The sequence below is a fragment of the Crenobacter luteus genome, assembly GCF_004345725.1.
GTDB lineage: Bacteria > Pseudomonadota > Gammaproteobacteria > Burkholderiales > Chromobacteriaceae > Crenobacter > Crenobacter luteus.
Window position 1 is genome coordinate 19,616 of the sequence record NZ_SLXG01000002.1, and the last position, 23,635, is coordinate 43,250.

23 protein-coding genes are annotated in these 23,635 nt (G+C 70.7%); 13 read left to right on the forward strand and 10 right to left on the reverse strand.

Going from position 1 to position 23,635, the window contains the following annotated elements:
* Nucleotides 1-13: 13 nt before the first annotated feature.
* Nucleotides 14-745, reverse strand: a complete 732-nt coding sequence (locus EV683_RS01620; protein ID WP_131861516.1) for a ComF family protein — start codon at nucleotides 743-745, stop codon at nucleotides 14-16.
* 50 nt (nucleotides 746-795) lie between these two features.
* Between EV683_RS01620 and bioB the strand changes: the two genes are divergently transcribed.
* The 8 genes from bioB to EV683_RS01660 all read left to right on the forward strand — a co-directional run bounded on the left by bioB (nucleotide 796) and on the right by EV683_RS01660 (nucleotide 9,969).
* Nucleotides 796-1,779, forward strand: coding sequence for a biotin synthase BioB (gene bioB, locus EV683_RS01625; protein ID WP_082824247.1), 984 nt, complete (start codon nucleotides 796-798; stop codon nucleotides 1,777-1,779).
* 109 nt (nucleotides 1,780-1,888) lie between these two features.
* A complete protein-coding gene (gene bioF, locus EV683_RS01630; protein WP_131861518.1) occupies nucleotides 1,889-3,058 on the forward strand; it encodes an 8-amino-7-oxononanoate synthase in 1,170 nt (389 codons plus the stop codon).
* A gap of 57 nt (nucleotides 3,059-3,115) precedes the next feature.
* A complete protein-coding gene (locus tag EV683_RS01635; RefSeq protein WP_131861520.1) occupies nucleotides 3,116-5,947 on the forward strand; it encodes a sensor domain-containing phosphodiesterase in 2,832 nt (943 codons plus the stop codon).
* Nucleotides 5,948-5,957: 10 nt separating this feature from the next.
* Complete coding sequence (locus EV683_RS01640; protein ID WP_131861522.1) at nucleotides 5,958-6,581, forward strand: class I SAM-dependent methyltransferase; 624 nt, start codon at nucleotides 5,958-5,960, stop codon at nucleotides 6,579-6,581.
* Nucleotides 6,582-6,605: 24 nt separating this feature from the next.
* Nucleotides 6,606-7,370, forward strand: a complete 765-nt coding sequence (gene bioH, locus EV683_RS01645; protein WP_131861524.1) for a pimeloyl-ACP methyl ester esterase BioH — start codon at nucleotides 6,606-6,608, stop codon at nucleotides 7,368-7,370.
* Nucleotides 7,367-8,272, forward strand: a complete 906-nt coding sequence (gene bioC / locus EV683_RS01650) for a malonyl-ACP O-methyltransferase BioC (RefSeq protein WP_066614896.1) — start codon at nucleotides 7,367-7,369, stop codon at nucleotides 8,270-8,272. The genes bioH and bioC overlap by 4 nt, the downstream gene beginning before the upstream one ends.
* 65 nt (nucleotides 8,273-8,337) lie before the next feature.
* Nucleotides 8,338-9,243: a patatin-like phospholipase family protein gene (locus EV683_RS01655; protein ID WP_066614894.1), complete on the forward strand. Its 906-nt coding sequence runs from the start codon at nucleotides 8,338-8,340 to the stop codon at nucleotides 9,241-9,243.
* A 66-nt stretch (nucleotides 9,244-9,309) separates the two neighbouring features.
* Complete coding sequence (locus tag EV683_RS01660) at nucleotides 9,310-9,969, forward strand: glutathione S-transferase family protein (RefSeq protein WP_131861526.1); 660 nt, start codon at nucleotides 9,310-9,312, stop codon at nucleotides 9,967-9,969.
* A 59-nt stretch (nucleotides 9,970-10,028) separates the two neighbouring features.
* Here EV683_RS01660 and EV683_RS01665 read toward each other — a convergent pair whose 3' ends face one another.
* The 3 genes from EV683_RS01665 to EV683_RS01675 form a co-directional block, all read right to left on the reverse strand.
* Nucleotides 10,029-10,433: an NUDIX domain-containing protein gene (locus EV683_RS01665; protein WP_131861528.1), complete on the reverse strand. Its 405-nt coding sequence runs from the start codon at nucleotides 10,431-10,433 to the stop codon at nucleotides 10,029-10,031.
* A gap of 12 nt (nucleotides 10,434-10,445) precedes the next feature.
* Nucleotides 10,446-10,739: an Rdx family protein gene (locus EV683_RS01670; RefSeq protein ID WP_066614889.1), complete on the reverse strand. Its 294-nt coding sequence runs from the start codon at nucleotides 10,737-10,739 to the stop codon at nucleotides 10,446-10,448.
* A gap of 246 nt (nucleotides 10,740-10,985) precedes the next feature.
* The gene (locus EV683_RS01675) at nucleotides 10,986-13,733 is read right to left on the reverse strand and encodes a bifunctional diguanylate cyclase/phosphodiesterase (RefSeq protein ID WP_131861530.1); all 2,748 of its coding nucleotides are present in this window, start codon (nucleotides 13,731-13,733) and stop codon (nucleotides 10,986-10,988) included.
* Nucleotides 13,734-13,881: 148 nt separating this feature from the next.
* Here EV683_RS01675 and EV683_RS01680 point away from each other — a divergent pair, with 148 nt between their 5' ends.
* Nucleotides 13,882-14,931 carry a glycerophosphodiester phosphodiesterase gene (locus EV683_RS01680; RefSeq protein ID WP_131861532.1) on the forward strand — a complete coding sequence of 350 codons (1,050 nt, stop codon included), beginning with the start codon at nucleotides 13,882-13,884 and terminating at the stop codon, nucleotides 14,929-14,931.
* Between the two features lie 52 nt (nucleotides 14,932-14,983).
* On the opposite strand, the gene EV683_RS01685 is transcribed toward EV683_RS01680, so the two are convergent.
* Nucleotides 14,984-15,460: a copper chaperone PCu(A)C gene (locus EV683_RS01685; RefSeq protein WP_131861534.1), complete on the reverse strand. Its 477-nt coding sequence runs from the start codon at nucleotides 15,458-15,460 to the stop codon at nucleotides 14,984-14,986.
* Nucleotides 15,461-15,598: 138 nt separating this feature from the next.
* On the opposite strand from EV683_RS01685, the gene EV683_RS01690 reads away from it, so the two are divergent.
* The 3 genes from EV683_RS01690 (at nucleotide 15,599) to EV683_RS01700 (ending at nucleotide 17,551) form a co-directional block, all read left to right on the forward strand.
* On the forward strand, nucleotides 15,599-16,420 hold the full coding sequence (locus EV683_RS01690; RefSeq protein ID WP_066614883.1) for an AraC family transcriptional regulator: 822 nt from the start codon (nucleotides 15,599-15,601) through the stop codon (nucleotides 16,418-16,420).
* Nucleotides 16,421-16,529: 109 nt separating this feature from the next.
* Nucleotides 16,530-17,234: an AzlC family ABC transporter permease gene (locus EV683_RS01695; RefSeq protein ID WP_131861536.1), complete on the forward strand. Its 705-nt coding sequence runs from the start codon at nucleotides 16,530-16,532 to the stop codon at nucleotides 17,232-17,234.
* On the forward strand, nucleotides 17,231-17,551 hold the full coding sequence (locus tag EV683_RS01700; RefSeq protein WP_131861537.1) for an AzlD domain-containing protein: 321 nt from the start codon (nucleotides 17,231-17,233) through the stop codon (nucleotides 17,549-17,551). Before EV683_RS01695 ends, EV683_RS01700 begins: the two co-directional genes overlap by 4 nt.
* A gap of 73 nt (nucleotides 17,552-17,624) precedes the next feature.
* On the opposite strand, the gene rodA is transcribed toward EV683_RS01700, so the two are convergent.
* The 5 genes from rodA to EV683_RS01725 are packed head-to-tail and all read right to left on the reverse strand — an operon-like array spanning nucleotide 17,625 to nucleotide 23,156.
* Nucleotides 17,625-18,719 carry a rod shape-determining protein RodA gene (gene rodA / locus EV683_RS01705; protein ID WP_066614878.1) on the reverse strand — a complete coding sequence of 365 codons (1,095 nt, stop codon included), beginning with the start codon at nucleotides 18,717-18,719 and terminating at the stop codon, nucleotides 17,625-17,627.
* On the reverse strand, nucleotides 18,700-20,694 hold the full coding sequence (gene mrdA, locus EV683_RS01710; protein WP_066614876.1) for a penicillin-binding protein 2: 1,995 nt from the start codon (nucleotides 20,692-20,694) through the stop codon (nucleotides 18,700-18,702). The genes rodA and mrdA overlap by 20 nt, the downstream gene beginning before the upstream one ends.
* 9 nt (nucleotides 20,695-20,703) lie before the next feature.
* Nucleotides 20,704-21,204: a rod shape-determining protein MreD gene (mreD, locus tag EV683_RS01715; protein WP_066614874.1), complete on the reverse strand. Its 501-nt coding sequence runs from the start codon at nucleotides 21,202-21,204 to the stop codon at nucleotides 20,704-20,706.
* Nucleotides 21,205-21,208: 4 nt separating this feature from the next.
* A complete protein-coding gene (gene mreC, locus EV683_RS01720) occupies nucleotides 21,209-22,069 on the reverse strand; it encodes a rod shape-determining protein MreC (RefSeq protein ID WP_066614872.1) in 861 nt (286 codons plus the stop codon).
* 43 nt (nucleotides 22,070-22,112) lie between these two features.
* Nucleotides 22,113-23,156, reverse strand: a complete 1,044-nt coding sequence (locus EV683_RS01725; protein ID WP_066614870.1) for a rod shape-determining protein — start codon at nucleotides 23,154-23,156, stop codon at nucleotides 22,113-22,115.
* A gap of 174 nt (nucleotides 23,157-23,330) precedes the next feature.
* Here EV683_RS01725 and gatC point away from each other — a divergent pair, with 174 nt between their 5' ends.
* The gene (gene gatC, locus EV683_RS01730; protein WP_131861539.1) at nucleotides 23,331-23,618 is read left to right on the forward strand and encodes an Asp-tRNA(Asn)/Glu-tRNA(Gln) amidotransferase subunit GatC; all 288 of its coding nucleotides are present in this window, start codon (nucleotides 23,331-23,333) and stop codon (nucleotides 23,616-23,618) included.
* The last annotated feature ends 17 nt before the right edge of the window (nucleotides 23,619-23,635 follow it).

The following is a 23,635-nucleotide window of genomic DNA, read 5'->3' on the forward strand; positions in this document are numbered from 1 at the left end:
ATCAAAAACTTGGTCAAGTTTTAGGGAAAATCGCCCTCGCGAGCACCCAGGCGTCGACCCGTTTCGCCCCCCTTTTTTTGAGGGCCGAGGCGAGCGCCGAGAGGGTCGAGCCGCTGCTGGCGACGTCGTCGACGATGGCGACACAAAGCCCGTGGAGTCCGGGCTCTACGCCAAAAGCATCGGCGAGATTGCGGCGTCTTGCGGCAAGGTCGAGCGAGGCCTGGCGGGCGGTGTTGCGTTTTCGCCAACACAGTCGTGGCGAAAAAGTGCCGCCGATTATAGCAGCCAGCGTGCGGGCCAGCGCGTCGCTCTGGTTGAAGCCGCGTTCGGCAAGCCGTTCTTTTGCCAGCGGAACCGGGATCACGAGGTCGGCCGAGCCGCCGGTCCGGCCGGCGAATTCGGCCAGCAGCGAGGCCAGCAAGGCGCCGTCGCCGAGCGCCCTGCCGTACTTGTAATGATGGATGAGCTCGGCGAGCGGATAGTCGTAGCGGTAGGGCGCGAACAGCGCGTCGAAGGCCGGCCGCTGCCGCTGGCAGCGGCCGCAGGGCGCGCCGTCGGGCAGCGCGACGGCCTGCGGTTCGGCGCATACCGGGCACAAGGGGCCGGCGAGCGCCGGCAGCATCGCGCGGCAGCCGTCGCACAGGCCGTCCCGGCCACGGTAGCGGCCGCACAGGCGGCAGTCCTGTTGAAAAAACGGGCGCTTGTTCAGCAACTGGCCCTCCCAATTTGACAGCGCGGCAGGCATCGCTCAGCATTGGCCGCACTCGCGTTCGTCCTTCAGGTTATGTGAACATCATGGAACAGGCTACCGTCCAGTTTTACCGTCCGCCGACGCTGCACCCGGAAACCCCGCGCTGGAGCGTCGAGGAAGTCGAGGCGCTGTTTGCGCTGCCTTTCATGGAGCTCGTCTACCGCGCCGCCGAGGTGCACCGCATGCACTTCGACCCGACCCGCGTCCAGCTGTCGACGCTGCTGTCGATCAAGACCGGCGGCTGTCCGGAGGACTGCGGCTACTGCCCGCAGTCGGTGCATCACGACACGCCGGTCGAGAACGAGCCGATGCTGAGCGTCGAGCAGGTGGTCGCCGCCGCGCGCGCGGCCAAGGAGAACGGCGCCAGCCGCTTCTGCATGGGGGCCGCCTGGCGCGGCCCGAAGGACGAGGACCTGTCCAAGGCGATCGAGATGGTCGAGGCGGTCAAGGCGCTCGGTCTGGAGACCTGCGGCACCTTCGGCCTGTTGAAGGACGGCCAGGCGGAGCGGCTCAAGGAAGCCGGCCTCGACTACTACAACCACAACCTCGACACCGCGCCCGACAAGTACGGCGACATCATCCACACGCGCGACTACGAGGACCGCCTCGATACGCTGGGCAAGGTGCGCCGCGCCGGCCTGAACGTCTGCTGCGGCGGCATCGTCGGCATGGACGAGACGCAGAACGACCGCGCCGGCCTGATCGCGCAGCTGGCCAACCTCGACCCGCAGCCGGAGTCGGTGCCGATCAACAACCTCGTCAAGGTCGACGGCACGCCGCTCGAGGACGCCGAGGCGCTCGACTGGACCGAGTTCGTGCGTACCATCGCGGTCGCGCGGCTGACGATGCCGCAAAGCTTCGTGCGCCTGTCGGCCGGCCGCCGTGCGATGCCGGAGGCGATGCAGGCGCTGTGCTTCCTCGCCGGCGCGAACTCGATCTTCTACGGCGACAAGCTGCTGACCACCGAGAACCCGGAAGAGAACTTCGACCGCGCGCTGCTGGCCAAGCTCGACATCACGCCGCTGTAGGCGCCGGCGCGACACTTATTTAGTTGTTCTTATATACCAGGCGATTTATCTGATAGCATCTCCTAATATGCTGTCTTGATAAATCGCCTTTCATTTTGATCCTGATGAAATGAATTCGAGACAGATCGCCGCGGCGTTGGCCGCGTTGGCCGACCAGCACCGCTTGCGTCGTCGTCCCGTCGTCGACACGCCGCAGGGTCCGCACGTCGTCGTCGACGGCGTGCGCTACCTCGCGTTCGCCAGCAACGACTATCTGGGGCTGGCCAATCACCCGGCCTTGGCCGAGGCGATGGCCGACGGCGTGGCGCGCTGGGGTACGGGTTCGGGCGCGTCGCATCTGGTCGCCGGCCATCACGCGGCGCACGAGGCGCTGGAGGACGAACTGGCCGTCTGGCTGGGGCTGCCGGCGGCGCTGACCTTCGGTTCGGGCTACTCGGCCAACCTCGCGGTGGTGACCAGCCTGGTCGGTCGCGGCGACGCGGTGTTCGCCGACCGGCTGAACCACGCGTCGTTGAACGACGCCTGCCAGCTGTCGCGCGCGACGTTCAGGCGCTTTGTCCACAACGACCTCGACCATCTGGAACGCCTGCTGGCGACGACGCCGGCGGCGACCCGGCTCATCGCGGTCGACGCGGTCTACAGCATGGACGGCGACGAGGCGCCGCTCGACGGGTTGCTGACCTTGGCCGAGCGCTACGACGCCTGGCTGTACCTGGACGACGCGCACGGTTTCGGTGTGCTCGGCGACGGGCGCGGCAGCCTTCACGAGCATCCGCGCCTGCTGGGCCATCCGCTGGTGGTCTACATGGCGACGCTGGGCAAGGCGGCGGGCGTCGCCGGCGCCTGCGTCGCCGGTTCGCGCGAGCTGGTCGACTGGCTGGTCAACCGCGCGCGACCCTATATCTACACCACGGCGCAGCCGCCGGCGGTGGCCGAGGCCTGCCGTGCGGCGCTGCGGGTGATGGCCGCCGAGCCGGCGCGCCGGGCGAGGCTGGCGGCGCACATTGTGCGCCTGCGGCGGGCGGCCGATGCAAAAGTATGGCCTTTGACTGCTTCCCGAACGCCGATTCAGCCCATTATCATTGGTCGTAACGAAGCTGTTCTACAGTGTGCCGCCCGGCTGCGCGAGGCGGGGCTGTGGGTACCGGCGATCCGGCCGCCTACCGTGCCCGAGGGCGGCGCCAGATTGCGGGTGTCGTTGACCGCGGCCCACGAGGGGGCCGATATCGATCGTCTGATCGATGCCTTGGACAGCATCGACTGGGAGGAGAAGCCGTAGACCGCGCGCCCGCGCCGCCCCCGAGGGAGGACGGAGAAAGCCGGCTACCATCACGCTATGAAAAGCACGGCTGAATACCTGTTTTCCCCTGAGCAGGCGGCACGGACCGCGCTGACGCTCCTGGAGCAGTGGGGCGGGCTCGCCGCCGCCGCCGTCTGGTCGCGCGAGGACGGGCGCTGGCTGCGCATCGCAAAGACCGGCGCCGCCGACGCGCTGGTCGGGCCGGACGAGCTCGCGCAGGGCCGCCAGCCCGGTCCGCAGGGCGGCGCGCTGGCGCTGGTGTCCGACGACGCCGAACTCGGCTGGCTGATCTGGCGCGGCGTGCCCGACCGCGACATCGGCGAGCTCGCGTCGCTGTTGACCGGTCACCTCGTCTGCGCGCGGCTGCGCGCCGAGCTGGCCGTCTCCCGCCTGACCCACGCGACCTTGCTCGACATCAGCCAGCTCGCCGACGAGGGGGCCTCGCTCGACGCCTTCCTGCCGCAGTTGCACCGACGCGTTTCCCGCCTGCTCGACCTGCGCAACTTCCAGCTCGCGCTGTACGACGAGGACGCCGGCACGCTGCGCTTTCCGTTCTTCTGCGACAGCCATGAGCCGGCGCCGGCGCCGAGCGCCGGCATTGCGCTCGGCGAGCGCCGCGTCGCGCTGATCGCCCACCTGATCCGCCACGGTCGTCCGCTGGTGCTCTCGCGCGACAATCTTGGCGCACTCGCCGAGCAGGCCGGTTTCGACGCCGGCCGCCTGCCGCGTTTCTGGCTCGGCGTGCCGCTGTTCAACGCCGGCGGCGGCGTGCTCGGCGCGGTGGTGGCGCAAGGCTACGACGAGCAGCGCCCGTTCTCCGTCGCCGAGCAGTCGCTGTTCCTGTTCGTCGCCCGCCACATCGGCTTCGCGCTCAGCAAGCTGTTGTACCGCACGCACCTGGAGCGCCAGGTCTGGGCGCGCACCTGCGAGCTCGAGGGCGCCAACGCGCGTCTGCGCGCCGAGATCGCCGAGCGCCAGCGCGCCGAGCGCCTGCAGGGCATGCTGTTCCGCATCGCCGAGCTGTCGAATACCAGCCTGTCGCTCGAAGCCTTCCTCGCCGGCCTGCACCGCCTGTTGGCCGAGGTGTTGCCGGCGGCCAACTGCCTAGTCGCGCTCTACGACATGGACGCCGACCTCTTGAGCTTCCCCTACTGCGCCGACGAGTACGCGCCGCAGCGCCGCGCGCGCCGTCCCGGGCGCGGCCTGATCGAGAAGGTGCTGCACAGCGGGCGCGCGGTGCTCGAGCACGACGCCGAGCCGGACGGCGACCTGGCCGGGATTACGCCGCGGCTGGCTGCCTGGCTCGGCGTGCCGCTCTATTGCGAGCACCGGCTGATGGGCGTGCTGTCGGTGCACAGCTACGACGAGACCGCCCGCTATACCCTGCGCGACCGCGAGGTACTCGAGTTCGTCGCCAACCACATCGGCGCCGCGCTCTCGCGTGTCCGCGCGCTCGAGGCGTTGCAACTGGCGTACGGCGAGCTCGAGGAGCGCGTGCGCGAGCGCACCAGCGCGCTCGACGCGGCCAACGCCCAGCTCGAGTTCGACAGCCTGCACGACCCGCTGACGCGGCTGCCCAACCGTACCTACTTCGGCAAGGCGCTCAAGCGCGCCTGGGATCACTACCGCAACGGCGGCGAGCGCTTCGCGGTGATGTTCATCGACCTGGACCGTTTCAAGCTGGTCAACGACACGCTCGGCCACCTGGCCGGCGACCACATGCTGTACGAGGCCGGCTCGCGCATCCGCGGCTGCCTGCGTCATTACGACTTCCTCGCCCGCCTCGGCGGCGACGAGTTCGCCGTGCTGCTGTTCGGCGCCGCCAGCTTCGAGGGCTGCGAGCCGATGGCGCGGCGCATCGTCGCCGAGTTCGAGACGCCGATCATGCTGTCCGGTCGCGAGGTGTTCACCTCGGCCAGCGTCGGCGTGGTGCTGGCCGACGCCGAGCACTACCTGCACGCCGAGGACCTGCTGCGCGACGCCGACCACGCGATGTACCGCACCAAGCAGCAGGGCCGCCAGGGCTACACGCTGTTCAACCACGAGCTGCGCCGCAACCAGGCCGACCAGCTCGCGCTCGAGTCGGAGCTGCGTCGCGCGCTCGACGAGGACGGCCAGCTCGTCCCCTATTTCCAGCCCTTCGTCGACGCGCAAAGCGGCGCGCTGGTCGGCTTCGAGGCGCTGGTGCGCTGGCGCCACCCCGTGCGCGGCCTGATCCCGCCGGCGCTGTTCCTGCCGTTGGCCGAGGAGAGCGGGCTGGTCTCGCGGCTCGACCGCTACATGATCACGCAGGCCTGCCGCCAGTTCGCCGCCTGGCGCGCCGAGGGGCGGCCCGTCGAGCGGCTGTCGCTGCACCTGAACCTGTCCTCGGCCAACTTCCACGACCCCGGGCTGGTCGACTGGCTCGGCGCGCTGGTCGACGACTACGCGCTGCCGCCGGGCACGCTGCACCTCGAAGTCACCGAGAGCGCGCTGATCGACGTGCCCGACATCGCGGTCACCGTGATGCAGGCGCTGACGCGGCTCGGCGTGCGCTTCGCGCTCGACGACTTCGGCACCGGCTACTCGGCGCTGTCCTACCTGCACCGCTACCGCTTCGACCTGCTGAAGATCGACCAGGCCTTCGTCGCCGAGGTCGACCGCAAGGAGGAATCGCAGGCCATCGTGCGCGCCATCCTCGCGCTGGCGGCGGCGCTCGGCCTCGACGTGGTCGCCGAAGGCGTCGAGACCGCGTCGCAGCGCGACAAGCTCTGCGAGATGGGCTGCGCCAGGCTGCAGGGCTTCCACTTCGCACCGCCGGCGCCGGCGGCGGCGATCGACTGGGCGCGGCTCGGCGGTGAGGCCGAAACGGCGCTCGGCGTCGCCTGAGGGGCGGACGATGGCGCCGCTCCACCCGTTGCTGACCCGCCTCAACCGCTGGCGCTACACGCTGTACGCGCCGATCTACGACCGCGTCGCCGGCGCGTTCGCGCGCCAGCGGCGCCGCGCGATCGCGCTGTTGGCGCCGCAGCCCGACGAGCGCGTGCTGATCGTCGGCGCCGGCACCGGGCTCGACCTCGACTACCTGCTGGCGCAGCGCGCGCTGACCGCGATCGACCTGACGCCGGCGATGGTCGACGCGCTGGCCGCGCGCGCCGCGCACCTCGGCCTCGCCGTCGACGCGCGCGTGATGGACGCCGAGGCGCTGGCCTTCCCCGACGAGAGCTTCGACGCCGTGGTGCTGCACCTGATCCTCGCCGTGGTGCCCGACCCGGTCGCCTGCCTGTCCGAGGTCGAGCGGGTGCTCAAGCCCGGCGGCCGCGTCGTGGTGTTCGACAAGTTCCTGCCCGACGGCGCGCGCCCGGGCCTCGCGCGCCGGCTGCTCAACCTGATCGCCCGCCTCGTCGCGACCGACATCAACCGGCGGCTCGGCGATATTCTCGCGGCAACGCGTCTGACGAAAATTCATGACGAAGACGCCGGCTTTGGCGGTTTCTTTCGCATCGCGCTCTTGCGAAAATAGCCTTTTTCCCCCACCTGCCCACCCATGAGCGTTTTCATCGAGACCACCGGCCGCGGGCCGGACGTGGTCTTCCTGCACGGCTGGGGCCTGCACGGCGGCGTGTTCGAACGCCAGGCCGAGCGGCTGGCCGACCGCTTCACCGTCCACCGGGTCGACCTGCCCGGCCACGGCCACAGCCCCTTGGACGGGGCCGCCGGCCCGGCCGACGTCGCCGACCGTCTGGCCGGCCACTTCCCGTTGCCGGTGCAGCTGGTCGGCTGGTCGCTCGGCGGCCTGATCGCGCAGCACTGGGCCGCGCGGCACCCCGAGCGCGTCAAGAGCGTCGCGCTGGTGGCGAGCAGCCCGCGCTTCGTGCGCGACGACGGCTGGCCGCACGCGCAGAGCCGCGAGGCGATCGAGACCGTCGGCGCCAACCTGGCCGGCGCGTTCGAGCTGACGCTGCAGCGTTTCCTCGGCCTGCAGCTTCTGGGCGCGCCCGACGCGCGCGACACGCTGAAGGCCTTGAAGGACACGCTGTTCGCGCACGGCCGTCCGGTCGGCCTTGCGGCGGCGCTGTCGTGGCTGCTCGACGACGACGCGCGGCCGCTGGCGCGCGATATCGGTTGCCCGGTCGAACTCTTTTACGGCGCGCGCGACATGATCACGCCGCTGTCCGCCGGCCGCTGGTTGGCCGAGGCGCTGCCCGACGCGACGCTGACGGTGTTCGAGCAGGCCTCGCACGCGCCCTTCCTGTCGCACGAATCCGACTTTGCCGTGGCGCTGGTGCGCCACCTGGAACAACACGCATGAGCGAACCGTTTTACACCGACAAGGCGCAGGTGCGCGCCGCCTTCGAGCGCGCCGCGACCCGCTACGACTCCGCCGCCGTGCTGCAGCGCGAGGTGTCCGACCGCATGGCCGAGCGCCTCGACTACATCAAGGTCGCGCCGCCGGTGATCCTCGACGCCGGCAGCGGTACCGGCTACGGCGCCGCCGCGCTGAAGGCGCGCTACCCGGACGCGCGCGTCGTCGAGCTCGACCTCGCGCACGCGATGCTCGCCGCCAGCCGCGAGAAGCAGAAGGACGGCGCCGGCTTTCTGGGGCGCTTGCTGAAGAAGGCGCCGTGGCAGGTGTGCGCCGACATCGAGCGGCTGCCGCTGGCCGACGAGAGCGTCGACATGATCTGGTCCAACCTCGCGATCCAGTGGGTCAACGTGCCGGACGGCGTGTTCGCCGAGTTCCGCCGCGTATTGAAGCCGGACGGGCTGTTGATGTTCTCGACGCTCGGCCCGGACACGCTGTGCGAGCTGCGCGGCGCCTTCGCCGGTGTCGACGGCGCGACCCACGTCAACCAGTTCATCGACATGCACGACCTCGGCGACGCGCTGCTCTCGGGCGGCTTCGCGACGCCGGTGATGGACATGGAGAAGATCGTGCTGACCTACGACGACGCGCGCGGCGTGATGCAGGACCTCAAGGCGATCGGCGCGCACAACGTCACCGACGGCCGCCGCCGCGGCCTGTTGGGCAAGCACGCCTGGCAGGGCGTGGTCGAGCGCTACGAGGCGCACCGTCGCGACGGGAAACTCCCGGCCACCTACGAGGTCGTATACGGCCACGCCTGGAAGGGCAGCCCGAAACCCAAGGGCAACGCGCTGCCCGACGGGCGCCAGGTGATCGAGTTCGTCAGGCGCGGCGACGCTTCGCGCTGAGTCCGCATCCCCAAGGTTGGCCGAGACGACACGTGCGCTCGGCCAACGTCTTTCATGGATACCGCATGCTTTCCCGATTGAATCTCAAGCGTAGTCTTGCCCTCGCCGGCCTCGTGTTCGTCGCCGCCTGCACCACCCCGACCGCGCCGGTCAAGCCCGCCGAAGTCAAGCCGCCGCCGAAACTCAAGGTCGCGCTGGCGCTCGGCGGCGGCGCCGCCAAGGGCTTCGCCCACATCGGCGTGATCAAGGTGCTCGAGCAGGCCGGCATCCCGGTCGACATCGTCACCGGCACCAGCGCCGGCAGCGTGGTCGGCAGCCTGTACGCGTCGGGGCTTTCCGGCATCGAACTGCAGAAGAAGGCGATCGAGCTCGACGAGAAGCAGCTGGCCGACGTGACGCTGTCGACCAGCGGCTTCATCAAGGGCGAGGCGCTGGCCGGCTTCGTCAACCAGATGGTCGGCAACCGGCCGATCGAGAAGCTCGCGCGCCCGTTCGGCGCGGTCGCGACCGACCTCGACTCCGGCGAGAAGAAGGTGTTCCGCAGCGGCAACACCGGCCAGGCGGTGCGCGCCTCGGCCAGCATCCCGAACGTGTTCCAGCCGGTGGCGATCGGCGGCCGCCGCTACGTCGACGGCGGGCTGGTGTCGCCGGTGCCGGTCAGCGCCGCGCGCGAGATGGGCGCCGACTTCGTGATCGCGGTCGACATCTCGGCGCGGCCGCAGGGCGGCGCCGGCGGCTTCCTCGCGATGTTCGACCAGAGCATCAACATCATGAACAAGGTCGCGCTGGCGCAGGAGCTCAAGCAGGCCGACGTGATCATCCGCCCGCAGGTGCAGAAGCTCGGCGGCACCGCGTTCGCGGCGCGCAACCAGACCATCCTCGAGGGCGAGCGCGTCGCGCTGCTGGCGGTGCCGGTGATCAAGAAGGCGCTGGCGCAAAAGGCGGGGCTGATCGACGCCAAACGCAGCTGACGCGGCGCACAATCCGGGCTATACCGTGCGGGGAAGCCGTCCACTTCAGCCCGCAAGGAGAGTCGCATGATCACGCTGTACGGCGCTGCGCTGTCGCCGCATTACACCAAGGTCAGGATCGCGCTGATCGAGAAGGGGGTGAATTACCGCGAAGTCCCCACCTCGCCGAGCCAGAGCGAGGCCTTCCTCGCCAAAAGCCCGCTGGGCAAGATCCCGTGCGTCGAGATCAACGGCCAGCCGCTGGCCGAGTCGGGCGCCATCGTCGAATGGCTCGAGGACGCCTACCCGACCGCGGCGCTGCTGCCCGACTCGCCCCTGGCGCGCGCGCAGGTGCGCGAGCTGGCCGGCTTTCTCGAGTACGGCCTCTTGGAGGCGGCGCGGCCCTTGATGAGCGAGTGGCTGTGGGGCCACCACCAGAACGAGGCGCAGCGCGCGCACGCGACCGACCGCATCGAGCGCGGTCTCGCCGCGGTGCTGCTGCGCGCGCGCTTTGCGCCGTGGCTGGCCGGGGAGGCGTTCACGCTGGCCGACGTGGTCGCCGCGGCGGTGCTGCCCGTCGTCGCGCGCTCGACGCAGGCGGTGCTCGGCCGCGACCTGGTCGCCGAGGTGCCGGACCTGGTCGATTACCTCGACCGGCTCGCCGTGCGGCCCAGCGTCGCCGATACCTGGGCCGCGCGCGACGCGATGCTGGACGACATCCGCGAAGGGCGGCTCGAACTGCTGTAAACGAAGAAGAAACAGGCTCGGCCAACCGTGACGGTTGGCCGAGCCTGTTTGCGTCGGGCTCAGAAGCGCGCGCTCCGGACCGCGCCGTCGTAGTTCAGGCAGTCGTCGACGCGGCGGCGTTGCACCGCCGACAGCTCCGACAACGCGAAGTAGCGCCACGCGCTGTGCTCGTCGCCGAGCGTGATGACGGCGCCTTCGGGCAGCGCGCAGTGGAAGATGAAGGCTTGCGAGGCGTAGGCGGCGTGGTAGTAGACGCCGGTCAGCCGGTGCACGACGACGTCGACGCCGAGCTCCTCGCGGCACTCGCGCACGAGCGCCTCGTGGATGGTCTCGCCCGGCTCGAGCGCGCCGCCGGGCAGGCCCCAGCCGAAGTCGCCGTAGTTCGCTTTCAGCTGCAGCACGCGGCCGGCGGCGTCGACGATGACGGCGTGCGCGCTGAGGCGGAAGCGGTCGTCGAAGGCCATCGGCGCTTCCGCTCAGGCGAGCGGGCGCTCGCTGTGACCGAGCGGTTTGTCGGGCGCGACCGCGTCGCGCACGCGCTGCTTGAGCTCGCGCAGCTCAGGAAAGCCGCCGTCGCGCTTGCGGTCCCACAGCAGCGCGTCGTCGGCCCAGACCTGGAACACGCCGCCGCTGCCGGGGATCAGCGCCACTTCGCCGAGCTCGGCCTCGAAGGTGGTCAGCAGCTCCTGCGCGGTCCAGGCGGCGCGCATCAGCCAGCGGCAGCCGGTGCAGTAATGGATGGCGAGGCGGGGGCGGACGGGGTCGTTCATGGCGGGCTCGGGAAAAAAGAAGGCGCCGCAGGCGCCCTGTTGCTATTGTCGTTCGGGACCGTGGGCGGTCCGCTCCTCCATCGTCGCGAGTCGTATCTTGGCGTGAACTTGGCGTCTCTGTCTGATGGGGCCTGCGGCGGGGGACAAGGCCGGACGGCGTCCGATTGTTGAACAATCCCCGCGCCAGAGTCTGCCGCAAGCGCACCAGGCGAACAAGGACGGGATGCATGCGGGTGCCGCGGTGTTTCATTGCCGCAACGTCTCGTCGCCGGCGCGCGCGGCCCACGGCGCGTCGAGGAAGCGGTCCATCGCGTCGGCGTCCAGCGGGCGCGACAGGAAAAAGCCCTGCGCGAAGTCGCAGCCGACCTCGGCGAGGAAGGCGAGCTGGCGCGCGTTCTCGACGCCCTCGCCGGTCACCTTGGCGCCCAGCGCGTGGCCCATCGCGACGATCATGCGCACCAGGCTCGCGGCCTGCGCGTTGTCGGGCACGTGCAGCAGGAAGTCGCGGTCTATCTTCAGCTTTTCGGCCGGGAAGCGGCGCAGGTAGCTGAACGAGGCGTAACCGGTGCCGAAGTCGTCGATCGCCAAGCGTATGCCCTGCGCGCGCAGCGCGGCGACGTTGCGGTCTATCGTCGCCGAGTGGCTGAGCGCGAGGCTTTCGGTCACCTCGAGTTCGAGCGCCTCCGCCGGCAGCCGGTGCGCGTCGAGCAGCGCGGCGGTGCGCGCGGCGAACGATTCGTTCTCCAGTTGCACCAGCGAGACGTTGACCGACACGGTGAAGCCGCCGTGGCCGGCGGCGCGCCAGCGTGCCGCCTGCGCGCAGGCGGTCGCGAGCGCCCATTCGCCGACGTCGACGATCAACCCGGTCTCCTCGGCCAACGGGATGAAGTCGGCCGGCGGGATCATGCCGCGCTCCGGGTGCTGCCAGCGCAGCAGCGCCTCTGCGCCGGCGACGCGGCGGCCGTCCGGCGTCAGGTAGGGCTGGTAGTGGAGCGCGAGCTGGCCGGCCTCGGCCGCGCCGCGCAGGTCGTGCGCCAGCTGCTGGCGGCGCAGCCATTCGTCGCTCATGCTCAGGTCGAAGCGCCGCCAGCCGTTGCCCGGCTGCGCGCGTGCGGTCTGCAGCGCCAGTTCGGCGTGGTCGACCAGCTTGCGCGCGGCGCGCGCGTCGTGCAGGTCGTAGGGGTAGATCGCCAGGCCGCCGCGCAGCACCGGCTGCGGCGTCGCCGGCCCCTCGCCGCGCGCGGGCAGCGTGGCGGCGCGCGTCAGCTCGTCGGCGCGCCGCTCGATCGCCGCCGCGTCGCGGCCGGCCAGCGTCAGGCAGAAGCGGTTGTCGGCCGAGCGCGCCAGCATCTCGCCGGTCTGCAAGAAGCGTTCGAGCCGCTCGCCGAGCGCCGCGATCAGCTGGTCGCCGTGCTCGCGGCCGTACAGGCCGTTGATGCTGGCCAGCCCCTCGATCGCGATCAGGAAGCAGCCGAACGGCCGACCTTCGCCCTGCGCGATCTGCTCGTCCAGCTGCATCATCAGCCGCGCGCGGTTGGGCAGGCCGGTGAAGCGGTCGTAGTAGAACTGGCGGTAGAGCTCGCCCTCGGCCTCGAGGCGGGCGCCCGATTCGAGCACCAGCGCGACCACGTCGGCGGCCGAGCTGACGAAGTTGACCTCGTCCTGGTGCCAGACGCGCCCGGCGCGGCGGTCTTCGACGCAGATCACGCCATACTCGCGGCCGCCCAGCACGATGGCGGCGTCCAGCATCGACTCGATGCGGTGCGGGAACAGGTAGCCGCGCAGGCTGACCAGCCGGGGGTCGCGGCGCGCCTGCGAGGCGACCAGCACGCGCGAGCGGCCGAGCGCGGCGAAATAGTCGGGGTGTTCGGCCACCGTCAGCCGCGCGCCGCGCAGCGGGGCCGGGCCCTGGTCGACGCCGGCCAGGCATTCGAGCTCGCGCTTGTCGGCCGAGAAGCGCCACAGGCTGACGCGCGGCGCGTCGAGGGTGCTAGCGATCGCCGCCACCAGCGCGTCGAGGTAGTCGGGTAGCGCGTCGGCGTCCTCGCGGCGGCCGACCACCAGCTCGCGCAGCGTCGCGCCCTGGCGGGCCAGTCGCTCGGTGACCGCGCGGTGCGCGCGCTCGCTACGGCGCGCGCGGCGCAGGATGAAGGCGGCGAGCGCCGCCAGCAGCAGGAACAGGCCGGCAAAGCGCGGCAGCAGTTCGGCGCGCAGTCCGCCGCCGGGCGTCGCCTCGCTCCAGCTCAGCCAGCCTATCGCCTCGCCGTTGACGTCGTTCAGCCGCAGGCCGACGCGCGGCGGCTCGGGCGCAGCGAAGCCCAGACGCATCGCGTGGACCGCGCGGTTTCGGGCCAGTTGTTCGAGCAGCGCCGGGCCGAATTCGCGCGCGAACAGCAGGTAGCGGCGCGGCGCGGCGCGCTCCGGCGTGCGGCTCTCCGGCACCACGCGCTGCAGCGCGGTGAGCAAGAAGCGCGGCCGGCCGCCGGGGCCGTCGACGCGCACCAGCGTGCTCGGGTAGCCCTGGCTGCCGTAGGGGTCGTAGCGGTCGACGCTGCGGCGCAGGCTTTGCCACTGCGCCGCGGTGAACAGCTCGCGCCGGTCGGCCCCGCTCGCGATGCGGCCGTCGCGCACCGTGTAGAGCGGCGTGCCGTCGGCGTCGAGCAACTGGGCGAGGCCGATGTCGAAGTTGCGCTGGATCGAGCCGGTCAGGTTGTCGCGCAGCCAGGCCGCGTCGACGGCCGGCTGCGCGGTCGCGTCGTACATCGCGTCCCAGACGGTGTAGTCGGCCAGGCGCATGTTCAGCGCGTCGCGCTGCATGTCGATCTCGTGCGCCATCTGCGCGACGGAGAAGCGGCGGTGGCGGGCGTCGGCCTCGCGGCTGGCGAACTCGATCATCAGCCAGCAGCCGGCGACGCCGGTCAGCATGAGCAGCGCCAGCAGCCAGGCGGGCTGGGTCAGCCGGCGCAGCGGCGACAGGGGCGGGCTTGAGCTCATCTAGGGGGACGGCGCGGTAATCGGAATGCAAACATGATAGCGGTTCGGCGTGCCATGTGGAAAACCTGTCGGCGCGCCGGCGCGGGCGTGCGCCCGCCGTCCATAATGCCAGGGAGCCGGCCGCTGCCGGGCCGGCGAGGAGGTGCCGATGTTTCCGACCCTGGACGGCGCGCCGCCGCTGGTGATCGCGCACCGCGGCGCCTCGGGCGCGCTGCCCGAGCACACGCTCGAGGCCTACGCGCGCGCGGCCTTGCTGGGCGCCGACTATCTCGAGCCCGACCTGGTCGCGACGCGCGACGGCGCGCTGATCGCGCGCCACGAGCCCGACCTGACCGACAGTACCGACGTCGCGTCGCGGCCGGAGTTCGCCGCGCGCCGGCGCACCGCCGTCATCGACGGGCGCGCGCGCGAGGGCTGGTTCGCCTGCGACTTCACGTTGGCCGAGGTCGCCACGCTGTGCGCGGTACAGCCGTGGCCGGAGCGGCCGCAGCGCTTCAACGGCCGCTTCGCGATCCCGACCTTCGACGCCGTGCTCGCGCTGCGCGCGCGGCTGTCGCGCCGGCTCGGCCGCGCGATCGGCGTCTACCCCGAGACCAAGCACCCGAGCTGGCACGCGGCCATCGGCCTGCCGCTCGAGGGCGCGCTGGTGGCGGCGCTGGCGCGCCACGGCCTGAACGCGCGCGCCGCGCCGGTGTTCATCCAGAGCTTCGAGACCGCCAATCTGAAGGCGCTCGCCGCGCGCACTCCGGTGCGGAAGGTGCTGCTGATCGACGGCGACGCGGTGCGGCCGGACGGCGGCGTCGACGCCGGGTCGCCGTACGACTTCGTGCTGGCCGGCGATCCGCGCCGCTACGGCGAGCTCGTCACGCCCGAGGGCCTGGCCGAGGTGCGGCGCTTCGCCGACGCGATCGGGCCGTGGAAGGCCTACATCGTGCCGGCGTTTCCCGACCCGGCCGGCGGCCCGGCGCGGCTCCTGGCGCCGACCTCGCTGATCGGCGACGCGCACGCCGCCGGCCTCGCGGTGCACGCCTTCACCTTCCGCGACGAGCCGCGCTGGCTCGCCGCCGACTACCGGGGCGATCCGGCCGCCGAGTACCGGCTGTTCTATTCGCTCGGCGTCGACGGCGTGTTCAGCGACTTCGCCGGCACCGCGCTGGCCGCGCGCCGCGCGATGGCGGCCGGCGTCGTCGTCCGCTAGCGCCGGAAACGGCCCGGCCGACCCGAGATCGGGTCGGCCGGGCGCGGGGGGCTCAGTGGCCGTGGTGGGCGGGGGAGGCCGGCTGGCCCTTGCCGTCGTCGACGGCGACCTCGACGTCGACCGCGCCGGCCCTGGCGAAGCGCAGCGTCAGCGGGAAGCGCTCGCCGGCCTTGAGCGGCGCCTTCAGCCGCATCAGCATCAGGTGGTAGCCGCCCGGCTCGAAGCGCACCGTCTTGCCGGGCTCGACCGTCACGCCGCCGTCGACGCGGCGCATCCGCATCACGCCGCCGTCGTGCTCGTGGCGGTGGATCTCGACGCGGCCGGCGCGCGGGCTGCTCGCGCCGACCAGCGTGTCGGCGCTGTCGCCGCGGTTGTCGAGCACCAGGTAGGCGGCGCCGCTGGGCGCGCCGGGTGCGGTGCTGCGGCTCCACGGGTGGTCGATGTGCAGGTCCTTGAGCGCGTAGTCGTGCGCGAGCGCGGCGACGGGCAGGATCAGGGCGAGGGCGGCGAGGGCGATACGGCGCGGCATGGGCAGGCTCCGGATGTAGAGGGTCGGATCACGAGCTTAGCATCGCGCCGCGCGCTTGGTGTGCGGCGTCTTGTCGCACCCCGGCTTGGCAGCGCGCCCGCGCGCGCCGACAATGGCGTGCCACCCTGCGCTTTGCCGATGAACGATACCGAATACGCCCGCTTCTTCCGCGCCGACGACGTCGCGCCGCTCGAATGCCTCGACGCGCGCTACGTCGAGCACGCGTTCGCGCCGCACCTGCACGACGAGTACGTCGTCGCGGTGCTGACCGGCGGCGTCGAGACCTACCGCTACCGCGGCCAGCTGTGCCGCGCCGGCCCCGGCACGATCGCGGTGATCAACCCGCAGGAGGTGCACACCGGCGAGGCCGGCGCGGCCGACGGCTGGGCCTACCGCGTGTTCTACCCGTCGCTCGACTTCGTCGCGCGCGTCGCCGGCGAGGTCGGCGGCCGCCCGGGGCCGCTGCCGGTGTTCGACGCCAGCGTGCTCGCCGACGCGGCGCTCGCCGCGCGCTTGGCGGCGCTGCACCGTTTGCTCGAGCGCGAGACCGACGCGCTGGTGCGCGAATCGGCCTTGCTCGACGGTTTTGCCGCGTTGATGCTGCGCCACATGCGCGTCGTCGCGGCGCCGGCGCCCGACCATCCGGCTGCGCTGGCGCGCGCGAAGGAAAGGTTGGCCGAGGCGCTCGACGAGAAGCTGACGCTGTCCGAACTCGCCGCCGAGGTCGCGCTGTCGCCCTTTCATCTGTCGCGGCTGTTCCGGCGCGCCTACGGCCTGCCGCCGGCCGCGTGGCGGACGCAGCTGCGCATCGCGCGCGCGCGCGGCCTGCTCGCGCAGGGCGTCGCGCCGGCCGAGGTCGCGCAGCGGCTCGGCTTTGCCGACCAGAGCCACCTGACGCGCGCCTTCGGCCGCGCGCTCGGCGTCACGCCGGCCGCCTACCAGAAGGCGCTGCGCGGCTGAGGCGCGGCCGCCGCCGGTCGGCGTGCCGGGCCGCAAGATCGTTCAAGCCGCGCGCCGCGCGGGCCGCTAGGCTGGAGGGCGTGACGCTTTTCCCGAAGGTTCCTTGGCGATGAAACCCGCTTCCCCCTGGCTGGCCGGCGTGCGCGATACGGTGCCGATGCTGGTCGGCGCCGCGCCGTTCGGCGTGATTTTCGGCGCGCTGGCGGTCGGCGCCGGCCTGTCGCCGGTCGCGACGCTGGCGATGTCGGCCTGCGTGTTCGCCGGCTCGTCGCAGTTCGTCGCCGTATCGCTGATCGGCGCCGGCGCCGCGCTGCCGGTGATCTGGCTGACCACGCTGGTGGTCAACCTGCGCCACGCGCTCTACAGCGCGTCGCTGCTGCCGTACGCGCAAGGCTGGCCGCTGGCGGCGCGCCTGCCGCTGTCGTTCTGGCTGACCGACGAGAGCTACGCGGTGGTCGAGCACCGGCTGCGCACCGGCCTGGCCGACGGCGGCCTCGCCTACGCCTTCGGCTCCTCGCTGGCGATGTACCTGAACTGGCTGGCCTTCACCGCCGTCGGCGTGCTGCTCGGGCGCGAGGCGCCGGGGCTGGCCGACTGGGGGCTGGACTTCGCGATGCTGGCGACCTTCGCCGCCATCGTCGCGCCGCAGCTCAAACACCGGCCGTCACTGGCGGCGGCGGTCGCGGCCAGCGCGGTCGCCCTGCTCGGCCACGGCTGGCCGTACAAGCTCGGCCTGATGGCGGCGGCGGTCGCCGGCGTCGCCGCCGGGCTCGCGGCCGAGGCGGCGAGCGCGCGCAAGGAGGGCGCGGCATGAAGGATGCGCTGTGGCTGATCGCCGGCATGACGGCGGTGACCTTCCTGACGCGCGCCAGCTTCCTCGTGTTCGCGCGCACGCTGCGCTTTCCGCCGGCGGTACGCCGCGCGCTGCGCTACGTGCCGGTCGCGGTGCTGCCGGCGCTGGTGGTGCCGATGGCGCTGCTGCCGGGCGGGGCCTGGTCGCCGACGCCGGCCAACCCCTATCTGGTCGGCACCGTCGTCGCGGCGGCGGTGGCGATCAGGACGAAGAAGACGCTGCTGGCGATCGTGCTCAGCTTCGTGGTGTACCTCGTCTGGCGGCTGTTGTTCGCCTGAGCCTGCCGTCGCCATGAAAAAGCTCGGCCAACCTTCGACAAGGTTGGCCGAGCTTTTTTCTGGGGCGGTGCCGTCAGCGCCGCTGGCTGGCGATGCTCATCAGCATGCCCATCGCGATCAGGATGGTCAGCGTCGCGGTGCCGCCGTAGGAGACCAGCGGCAGCGGTACGCCGACCACCGGCAGGATGCCGGCGACCATGCCCATGTTGACGAAGGCGTAGGTGAAGAAGGTCAGCGTCAGCGCGCCGGCCATCAGCCGGCCGTACAGCGTCGGCGCGCGCAGCGTGATCATCAGCCCGCGGCTGATCACCAGCAGATACAGCGCCAGCAGCACGAGGTTGCCGATCAGGCCGAACTCCTCCGAGTAGACGGCGAAGATGAAGTCGGTGGTGCGCTCGGGGATATAGTCGAGGTGGGTCTGCGTGCCGTTCAGCCAGCCCTTGCCCCACGGCCCGCCCGAGCCGATCGCGATCATCGACTGGATGATGTGATAGCCGTCGCCGAGCGGGTCCTGCGTCGGGTCGAGCAGCGTCAGCACGCGGCGGCGCTGGTAGTCGTGCATCAGGTTCCACACCACCGGCAGGCTGGCGCCGAACAGCGCGAGGCCGCCGAAGATCACCTTCCACGACAGGCCGGCGAAGAACAGCACGAAGAAGCCGGACGCCATCACCAGCGTCGCCGAGCCGAGGTCGGGCTGCTTGAGGATCAGCGCGCCGGGCACGGCGATCAGCGCCGCGGCGACGATGTAGTGCCACCAGCGCAGCGACAGCTCGTTCTTCTGGAAGTACCAGGCCAGCATCATCGGCAGCGCGATCTTCATGATCTCGGACGGCTGGATGCGCGTCACGCCGACGTTCAGCCAGCGTGTCGAGCCGTTGACGGTGATGCCGAAGAAGTGGACGCCCAGCAGCAAGAGCACGCCGGCCGCGTAGATCGGCGGCGCGAAGTGCATCAGCGTCTGCGGCCGCAGGTAGGCCAGCCCCCACATCACGACCAGGCCGATCGCGGTGTAGACGAATTTGTCGTCGAGCCGGTAGAACGACTGGTTCGACGCCGAGTACAGCACCACCAGGCTGAGCGCGTAGATGATGGCGAGGAACAGCATCAGCGGGCCGTCGAGCGGCGTCTTGACGAAGCTCCACAGCCGCTTAAGGGGATGGGGTTGCATCGCTGCCCTCCTGTTCGGCGGCGGCGCGCTCGGCCTGGGCCTGCGACGCCTCGCTGGCGCTGACGGTCGCCGTCCGTATCGTCCTGAGCTGGCCGGCGAGGTCGGCCGGCACCTTGCCGGTCAGGTGATAGTCGAACAGCGCGCGGGTGATCGGCGCGGCGGCGGCGGCGCCGAAGCCGGCGTTCTCGACGATCACCGCGACGGCGATCACCGGTTTCTCCACCGGCGCGAAGGCGACGAACCACGAGTGGTCGCGGTGGCGCTCGGCCAGCGCGGCGGCGTTGTACTTGGCGCCCTGGCGGATCTGCACCACCTGCGCGGTGCCGGTCTTGCCGGCCATCGTGTACGGCAGGTTCTGGCCGACGCGCCACGCGGTGCCGCCCGGCTTGAGCACGCCTTCCATCGAGCGCTTCACGTAGGCGAAGTTGTCGTCGCGAAAAGGCAGGCGGCGCACCGGGTCGGGCTCGATCAGGCGCGCCTTGCCGCTTCTGGCGTCGACGACCTCGCGCACCAAGTGCGGCTTGAACACCACGCCGTTGTTGGCGAGGATGGCGGTGGCGTTGGCCATCTGCAGCGGCGTGTAGGCGTTGTAGCCCTGGCCGATGCCGATGCTGACCACGTCGGCCGGGTACCAGCGGCGCACATTTTCCGGATACTTGGCGAAGCGGCGCGCCTTCCACTCCTTGGACGGCAGCACGCCGATGGCCTCGCCGTCGAGGTCGATGCCGGTCTTGCGGCCGAGGCCGAACTGCGCGAGGTAGGGGTGGATGCGGTCTATGCCCATCTCCCAGGCGAGCTTGTAGAAAAAGGTGTCGCTGGAAACCACCACCGCGCGCGCGAGGTTGGCCGAGCCGTTGCCGGACGGTTTCGAGTCGCGGAAGCGGTGGCTGGAGCCGGGCAGCGTGAAGAAGCCGGGCGCCGGGCGCACCTCGGTCTGGCTGATCGCGCCGGCCTCGAGCGCCGCCATCGCCATGAAGGGCTTGAAGGTCGAGCCCGGCGGGTAGACGCCGCGCAGCGCGCGGTTGACCAGCGGCGTTTCCCAGTCCTCGTTCAGCGCCTTCCAGGTCGCGCTGTCGATGCCGTCGATGAACAGCGACGGGTCGAAGCCGGGTTTGGAGACGAAGGCGAGCACGCCGCCGTCGCGCGGGTCGATCGCGACCAGCGCGCCGCGGCGCTGGCCGAACAGCTTGTCGGCCAGCTCCTGCAGCCGGATGTCGAGCGCGAGCCGGAGATTGTTGCCGTGCACCGGCGGCGTGCGGCGCAAGGAGCGCACCGCGCGCCCGCCGGCGTCGGTCTCGACCTCCTCGAAGCCCGCCGTGCCGTGCAGGTCGTCCTCGTAGACCTTCTCGAGGCCGAGCTTGCCGATGTAGTCGGCGCCGCGGTAGTTGGACGACTTGCCCTCCTCGGCCAGCCGCTCCTTGTCCTTCTGGTTGATGCGGCCGATGTAGCCGACCACGTGGCTGGTCATCTCGCGGAACGGGTAGTCGCGGAACAGCCGCGCCTTGACCTCGATGCCGGGAAAGCGCCAGGCGTGGGCGGCGACGCGCGCCGCCTCCTCGTCGCTGAGCTTCATCTTCAGCGGCACCGGCTCGAAGTCCTTGCTCTCGGCGAGGAATTTCTTGAAGCGTCGCAGGTCGCGCGGCGTCAGCTCGACCAGTTGCGACAGCGCCGCGACCGTCTGGTCGAGGTTGCCGGTCTTGGACGGCGTGACCTCGAGCGTGTACGCCGAGTAGTTCTGCGCCAGCACCACGCCGTTGCGGTCGAGGATCAGGCCGCGGTTGGGCAGGATGGGCACCAGCGTGATGCGGTTGTTTTGCGCCAGCGTCGAGAAATGCTCGTGCTGGATGACCTGCAGCCACACGAAACGCGCCGCGAGCACGAGGAACATCAGGATCATGAAGACGTAGGCGACGACCAGCCGCAATTGCAGCTGGCTCTCCTCGGCCTGGGCGTTCTTGAAGCGGGTGGGGCGCATGGCGAAGCCTTACAGCAGCGAGTGGCGTCGGTACGGCAGCACGAGCAGCTTGGTCAGCAGCGGCCACAGCAGCGCGCCGATCAAGGGCGGCAGGAAGTAGCCCCAGCCGACGAAGGCGGCGCCGGTGACCATGCGGACCATGACCATGATCGCCTGGTTGGCCAGCAGCAGGCCGAGCACCGCGAGCGCCTGCTGGCCGAGGTTGAACATCACCAGCTGGCGCTGGCGCGACAGCGCCAGATAGGCCGTGACCGAATAGGCGAGCGCGTGCTGGCCGAACAGGCCGGCGGTGGCGACGTCGGCGATCAGGCCGAGCGCGAACGCGGTGCCGACGTTGACGCGGCTGGGCAGGTTGATCACCCAGTAGAGGATCAACAGGCCGACGAAGTCCGGCAGCCAGCGCATCGAGTCTTGCGGCAGCGGCACCAGCTCGACCAGGATCGCCAGCGCGAAGGTGAAATAGATGAAGCGGCGCTTGACCGGCTTCAGGAGTTCCTGGGGTCGATCCATGTCTTTACGGTTGCGGTTGCGTGACCGGCGGACGATTCGCGCCGGTCTCGAGCGCCAGCACGAAGCGCTGGCGGTAGACGCCGTCGACCGGCAGGCTGGACGCGCTCAGGAAGGCCGCGCCGGCGCGCCGCTCGACGTGGGTGACGCGCGACACCGGCAGCCCGGCCGGGTAGACGCCGTCGATGCCCGAGGTGACGAGGGTGTCGCCGGCCTTCAGGTCGGCGTGCACCGGCAGATAGCGCAGCTCGACGCCGCCGCCGTAGCCGTACAGGATCGCGCGTACGCCGGTGCGTTCGACCATCACCGGCACCATCTGGCCCTTGTTGATCACCAGCGTCACCTCGGCGGTCAGCGGTTGCACGCGGGTGACCTGGCCGATCAGCCCGCTGTCGCCGACCACCGGCTGCCCCTCGACCAGGCCGGCGTTCTGGCCCTTGTCGATGATCAGCTTGTACGAAAACGGGTCGCGGCCGGTGTACAGCACCTCGGCCAGCACGCTCTTTTCGGCGCGCTGGCTGCGTAAGGCGTGCATCGCCTTCAGCTCGGCCAGCTCGTTCTTCACGGTGGTCAGCTCGGCCAGCTTGGCGGACAGTTGCAGCTCGCGCGTCTTGAGCGCGGCGTTTTCCTGCTTTAGACGCGCCTGGTCGACGAAGAATTCACTCGCGTGCTGCGCGGCCGAGATCGGCGCGTTGACCAGCCACTGCAAGGGGTAGAGCGCGACCGACAGCGCCTCGCGCGCCGGGCCCATCAGGCCGAGGCGGGCGTCGCCGACCAGGAGCGCGACCGAGGCCGCGACCGCGAGCGTCAGGCGCAGGCCGGGGCGCGGCCCGTGGCTGATGAAACTGGGCGTATTGGAGAAGTTCATACACGAAGACGCCGCCCGGTCGGGCGGCGCGAGCGTTCAGCGGTCAGGGTACGTTGGTGAAGATGGTGCCGATCTTGTCCATCTTGTCGAGCGCCTTGCCCGAGCCGCGCACCACGCAGGTCAGCGGCTCCTCGGCGACGAACACCGGCAGGCCGGTCTCCTCGGCCAGCAGGCGGTCGAGGTCCTTCAGCAGCGCGCCGCCGCCGGTCAGCACCATGCCCTTGTCGGCGATGTCGGCGCCCAGCTCCGGCGGCGTCTGTTCCAGCGCGATCTTCACCGCCGACACAATCTGGTTCAGCGGTTCGGTCAGCGCCTCGAGGATCTCGTTGCTCGACACGGTGAAGGCGCGCGGGATGCCCTCGGCCAGGTTGCGGCCCTTGACCTCCATCTCGCGCACCTCGGCGCCCGGGAAGGCCGAGCCGATTTCCTTCTTGATGTCCTCGGCGGTGGTCTCGCCGATCAACATGCCGTAGTTGCGGCGGATGTAGTTGATGATCGCCTCGTCGAACTTGTCGCCGCCGACGCGTACCGAGTTCGAGTACACCACGCCGCCCAGGCTGATGATGCCGACCTCGGTGGTGCCGCCGCCGATGTCGACCACCATCGAGCCGGTCGGCTCCTCGACCGGCAGGCCGGCGCCGATCGCCGCCGCCATCGGCTCCTCGATCAGCTCGACGCGGCGCGCGCCGGCGGCCAGCGCCGAATCCTTGATCGCGCGGCGCTCGACCTGGGTCGAGCCGCACGGCACGCAGATCACGATGCGCGGGCTGGCGGCGAAGAAGCGGTTCGGGTTCACCTTCTTGATGAACTGCTTGAGCATCTGCTCGGTGACGGTGAAGTCGGCGATCACGCCGTCCTTCATCGGGCGGATCGCCTGGATGCTGCCCGGCGTGCGGCCGAGCATCTTCTTCGCTTCGAGACCGACGGCGAGGATGGACTTCTTGTTGGACGCCGCGTCGTTATGGATGGCGACCACCGACGGCTCGTCCAGCACGATGCCCTTGCCGCGCATGTAGATCAGGGTGTTGGCCGTGCCGAGGTCGATGGCAAGATCGTTGGAAAAGTAGCCGGTCAGCGAACGAAGCATTGGGCGTTCCTGGTTATTCGTTAGTGATGAGCCAAAACGGCACTTCGGGCGGCCCGCATGGGACGACAGCGCCGGGGTCTTTCCGGGCGGCGAACCGCTGGCAATCTTGGGATGATAAAGCCGGTTATGATACCCTACAAATCTTGAATTATTAAAGGTTTTGACGAGGACGCCATGTCGTTGACCCACGAGGATGTTGCCCGCATCGCCAGGCTCGCCCGGATCGAGGTTTCCGGTGCCGAAATCGAGGCGGTGAGCGCCGATCTGAACCGCATTTTCGGCCTGATCGAGAAGATGAACGCGGTCGATACCGACGGTATCGAGCCGATGGCCCACCCGCAGGACGTCTCGCTGCGCCTGAGGGACGACGAGGTCACCGCGGCCGACCGTCGCGACGCCTTCCAGGCGGTCGCCCCGCAGGTCGAGGCCGGTCTCTACCTGGTTCCCAAAGTCATCGAATGAGCGCGCGCGGAAGCGAC

Coding starts and splice junctions, on each gene's coding strand:
- EV683_RS01620 (WP_131861516.1), bottom strand. CDS start 745: ATGCCTGCCGCGCTGTCAAATTGGGAGGGCCAGTTGCTGAACAAGCGC.
- bioB (WP_082824247.1), top strand. CDS start 796: ATGGAACAGGCTACCGTCCAGTTTTACCGTCCGCCGACGCTGCACCCG.
- bioF (WP_131861518.1), top strand. CDS start 1,889: ATGAATTCGAGACAGATCGCCGCGGCGTTGGCCGCGTTGGCCGACCAG.
- EV683_RS01635 (WP_131861520.1), top strand. CDS start 3,116: ATGAAAAGCACGGCTGAATACCTGTTTTCCCCTGAGCAGGCGGCACGG.
- EV683_RS01640 (WP_131861522.1), top strand. CDS start 5,958: ATGGCGCCGCTCCACCCGTTGCTGACCCGCCTCAACCGCTGGCGCTAC.
- bioH (WP_131861524.1), top strand. CDS start 6,606: ATGAGCGTTTTCATCGAGACCACCGGCCGCGGGCCGGACGTGGTCTTC.
- bioC (WP_066614896.1), top strand. CDS start 7,367: ATGAGCGAACCGTTTTACACCGACAAGGCGCAGGTGCGCGCCGCCTTC.
- EV683_RS01655 (WP_066614894.1), top strand. CDS start 8,338: ATGCTTTCCCGATTGAATCTCAAGCGTAGTCTTGCCCTCGCCGGCCTC.
- EV683_RS01660 (WP_131861526.1), top strand. CDS start 9,310: ATGATCACGCTGTACGGCGCTGCGCTGTCGCCGCATTACACCAAGGTC.
- EV683_RS01665 (WP_131861528.1), bottom strand. CDS start 10,433: ATGGCCTTCGACGACCGCTTCCGCCTCAGCGCGCACGCCGTCATCGTC.
- EV683_RS01670 (WP_066614889.1), bottom strand. CDS start 10,739: ATGAACGACCCCGTCCGCCCCCGCCTCGCCATCCATTACTGCACCGGC.
- EV683_RS01675 (WP_131861530.1), bottom strand. CDS start 13,733: ATGAGCTCAAGCCCGCCCCTGTCGCCGCTGCGCCGGCTGACCCAGCCC.
- EV683_RS01680 (WP_131861532.1), top strand. CDS start 13,882: ATGTTTCCGACCCTGGACGGCGCGCCGCCGCTGGTGATCGCGCACCGC.
- EV683_RS01685 (WP_131861534.1), bottom strand. CDS start 15,460: ATGCCGCGCCGTATCGCCCTCGCCGCCCTCGCCCTGATCCTGCCCGTC.
- EV683_RS01690 (WP_066614883.1), top strand. CDS start 15,599: ATGAACGATACCGAATACGCCCGCTTCTTCCGCGCCGACGACGTCGCG.
- EV683_RS01695 (WP_131861536.1), top strand. CDS start 16,530: ATGAAACCCGCTTCCCCCTGGCTGGCCGGCGTGCGCGATACGGTGCCG.
- EV683_RS01700 (WP_131861537.1), top strand. CDS start 17,231: ATGAAGGATGCGCTGTGGCTGATCGCCGGCATGACGGCGGTGACCTTC.
- rodA (WP_066614878.1), bottom strand. CDS start 18,719: ATGCAACCCCATCCCCTTAAGCGGCTGTGGAGCTTCGTCAAGACGCCG.
- mrdA (WP_066614876.1), bottom strand. CDS start 20,694: ATGCGCCCCACCCGCTTCAAGAACGCCCAGGCCGAGGAGAGCCAGCTG.
- mreD (WP_066614874.1), bottom strand. CDS start 21,204: ATGGATCGACCCCAGGAACTCCTGAAGCCGGTCAAGCGCCGCTTCATC.
- mreC (WP_066614872.1), bottom strand. CDS start 22,069: ATGAACTTCTCCAATACGCCCAGTTTCATCAGCCACGGGCCGCGCCCC.
- EV683_RS01725 (WP_066614870.1), bottom strand. CDS start 23,156: ATGCTTCGTTCGCTGACCGGCTACTTTTCCAACGATCTTGCCATCGAC.
- gatC (WP_131861539.1), top strand. CDS start 23,331: ATGTCGTTGACCCACGAGGATGTTGCCCGCATCGCCAGGCTCGCCCGG.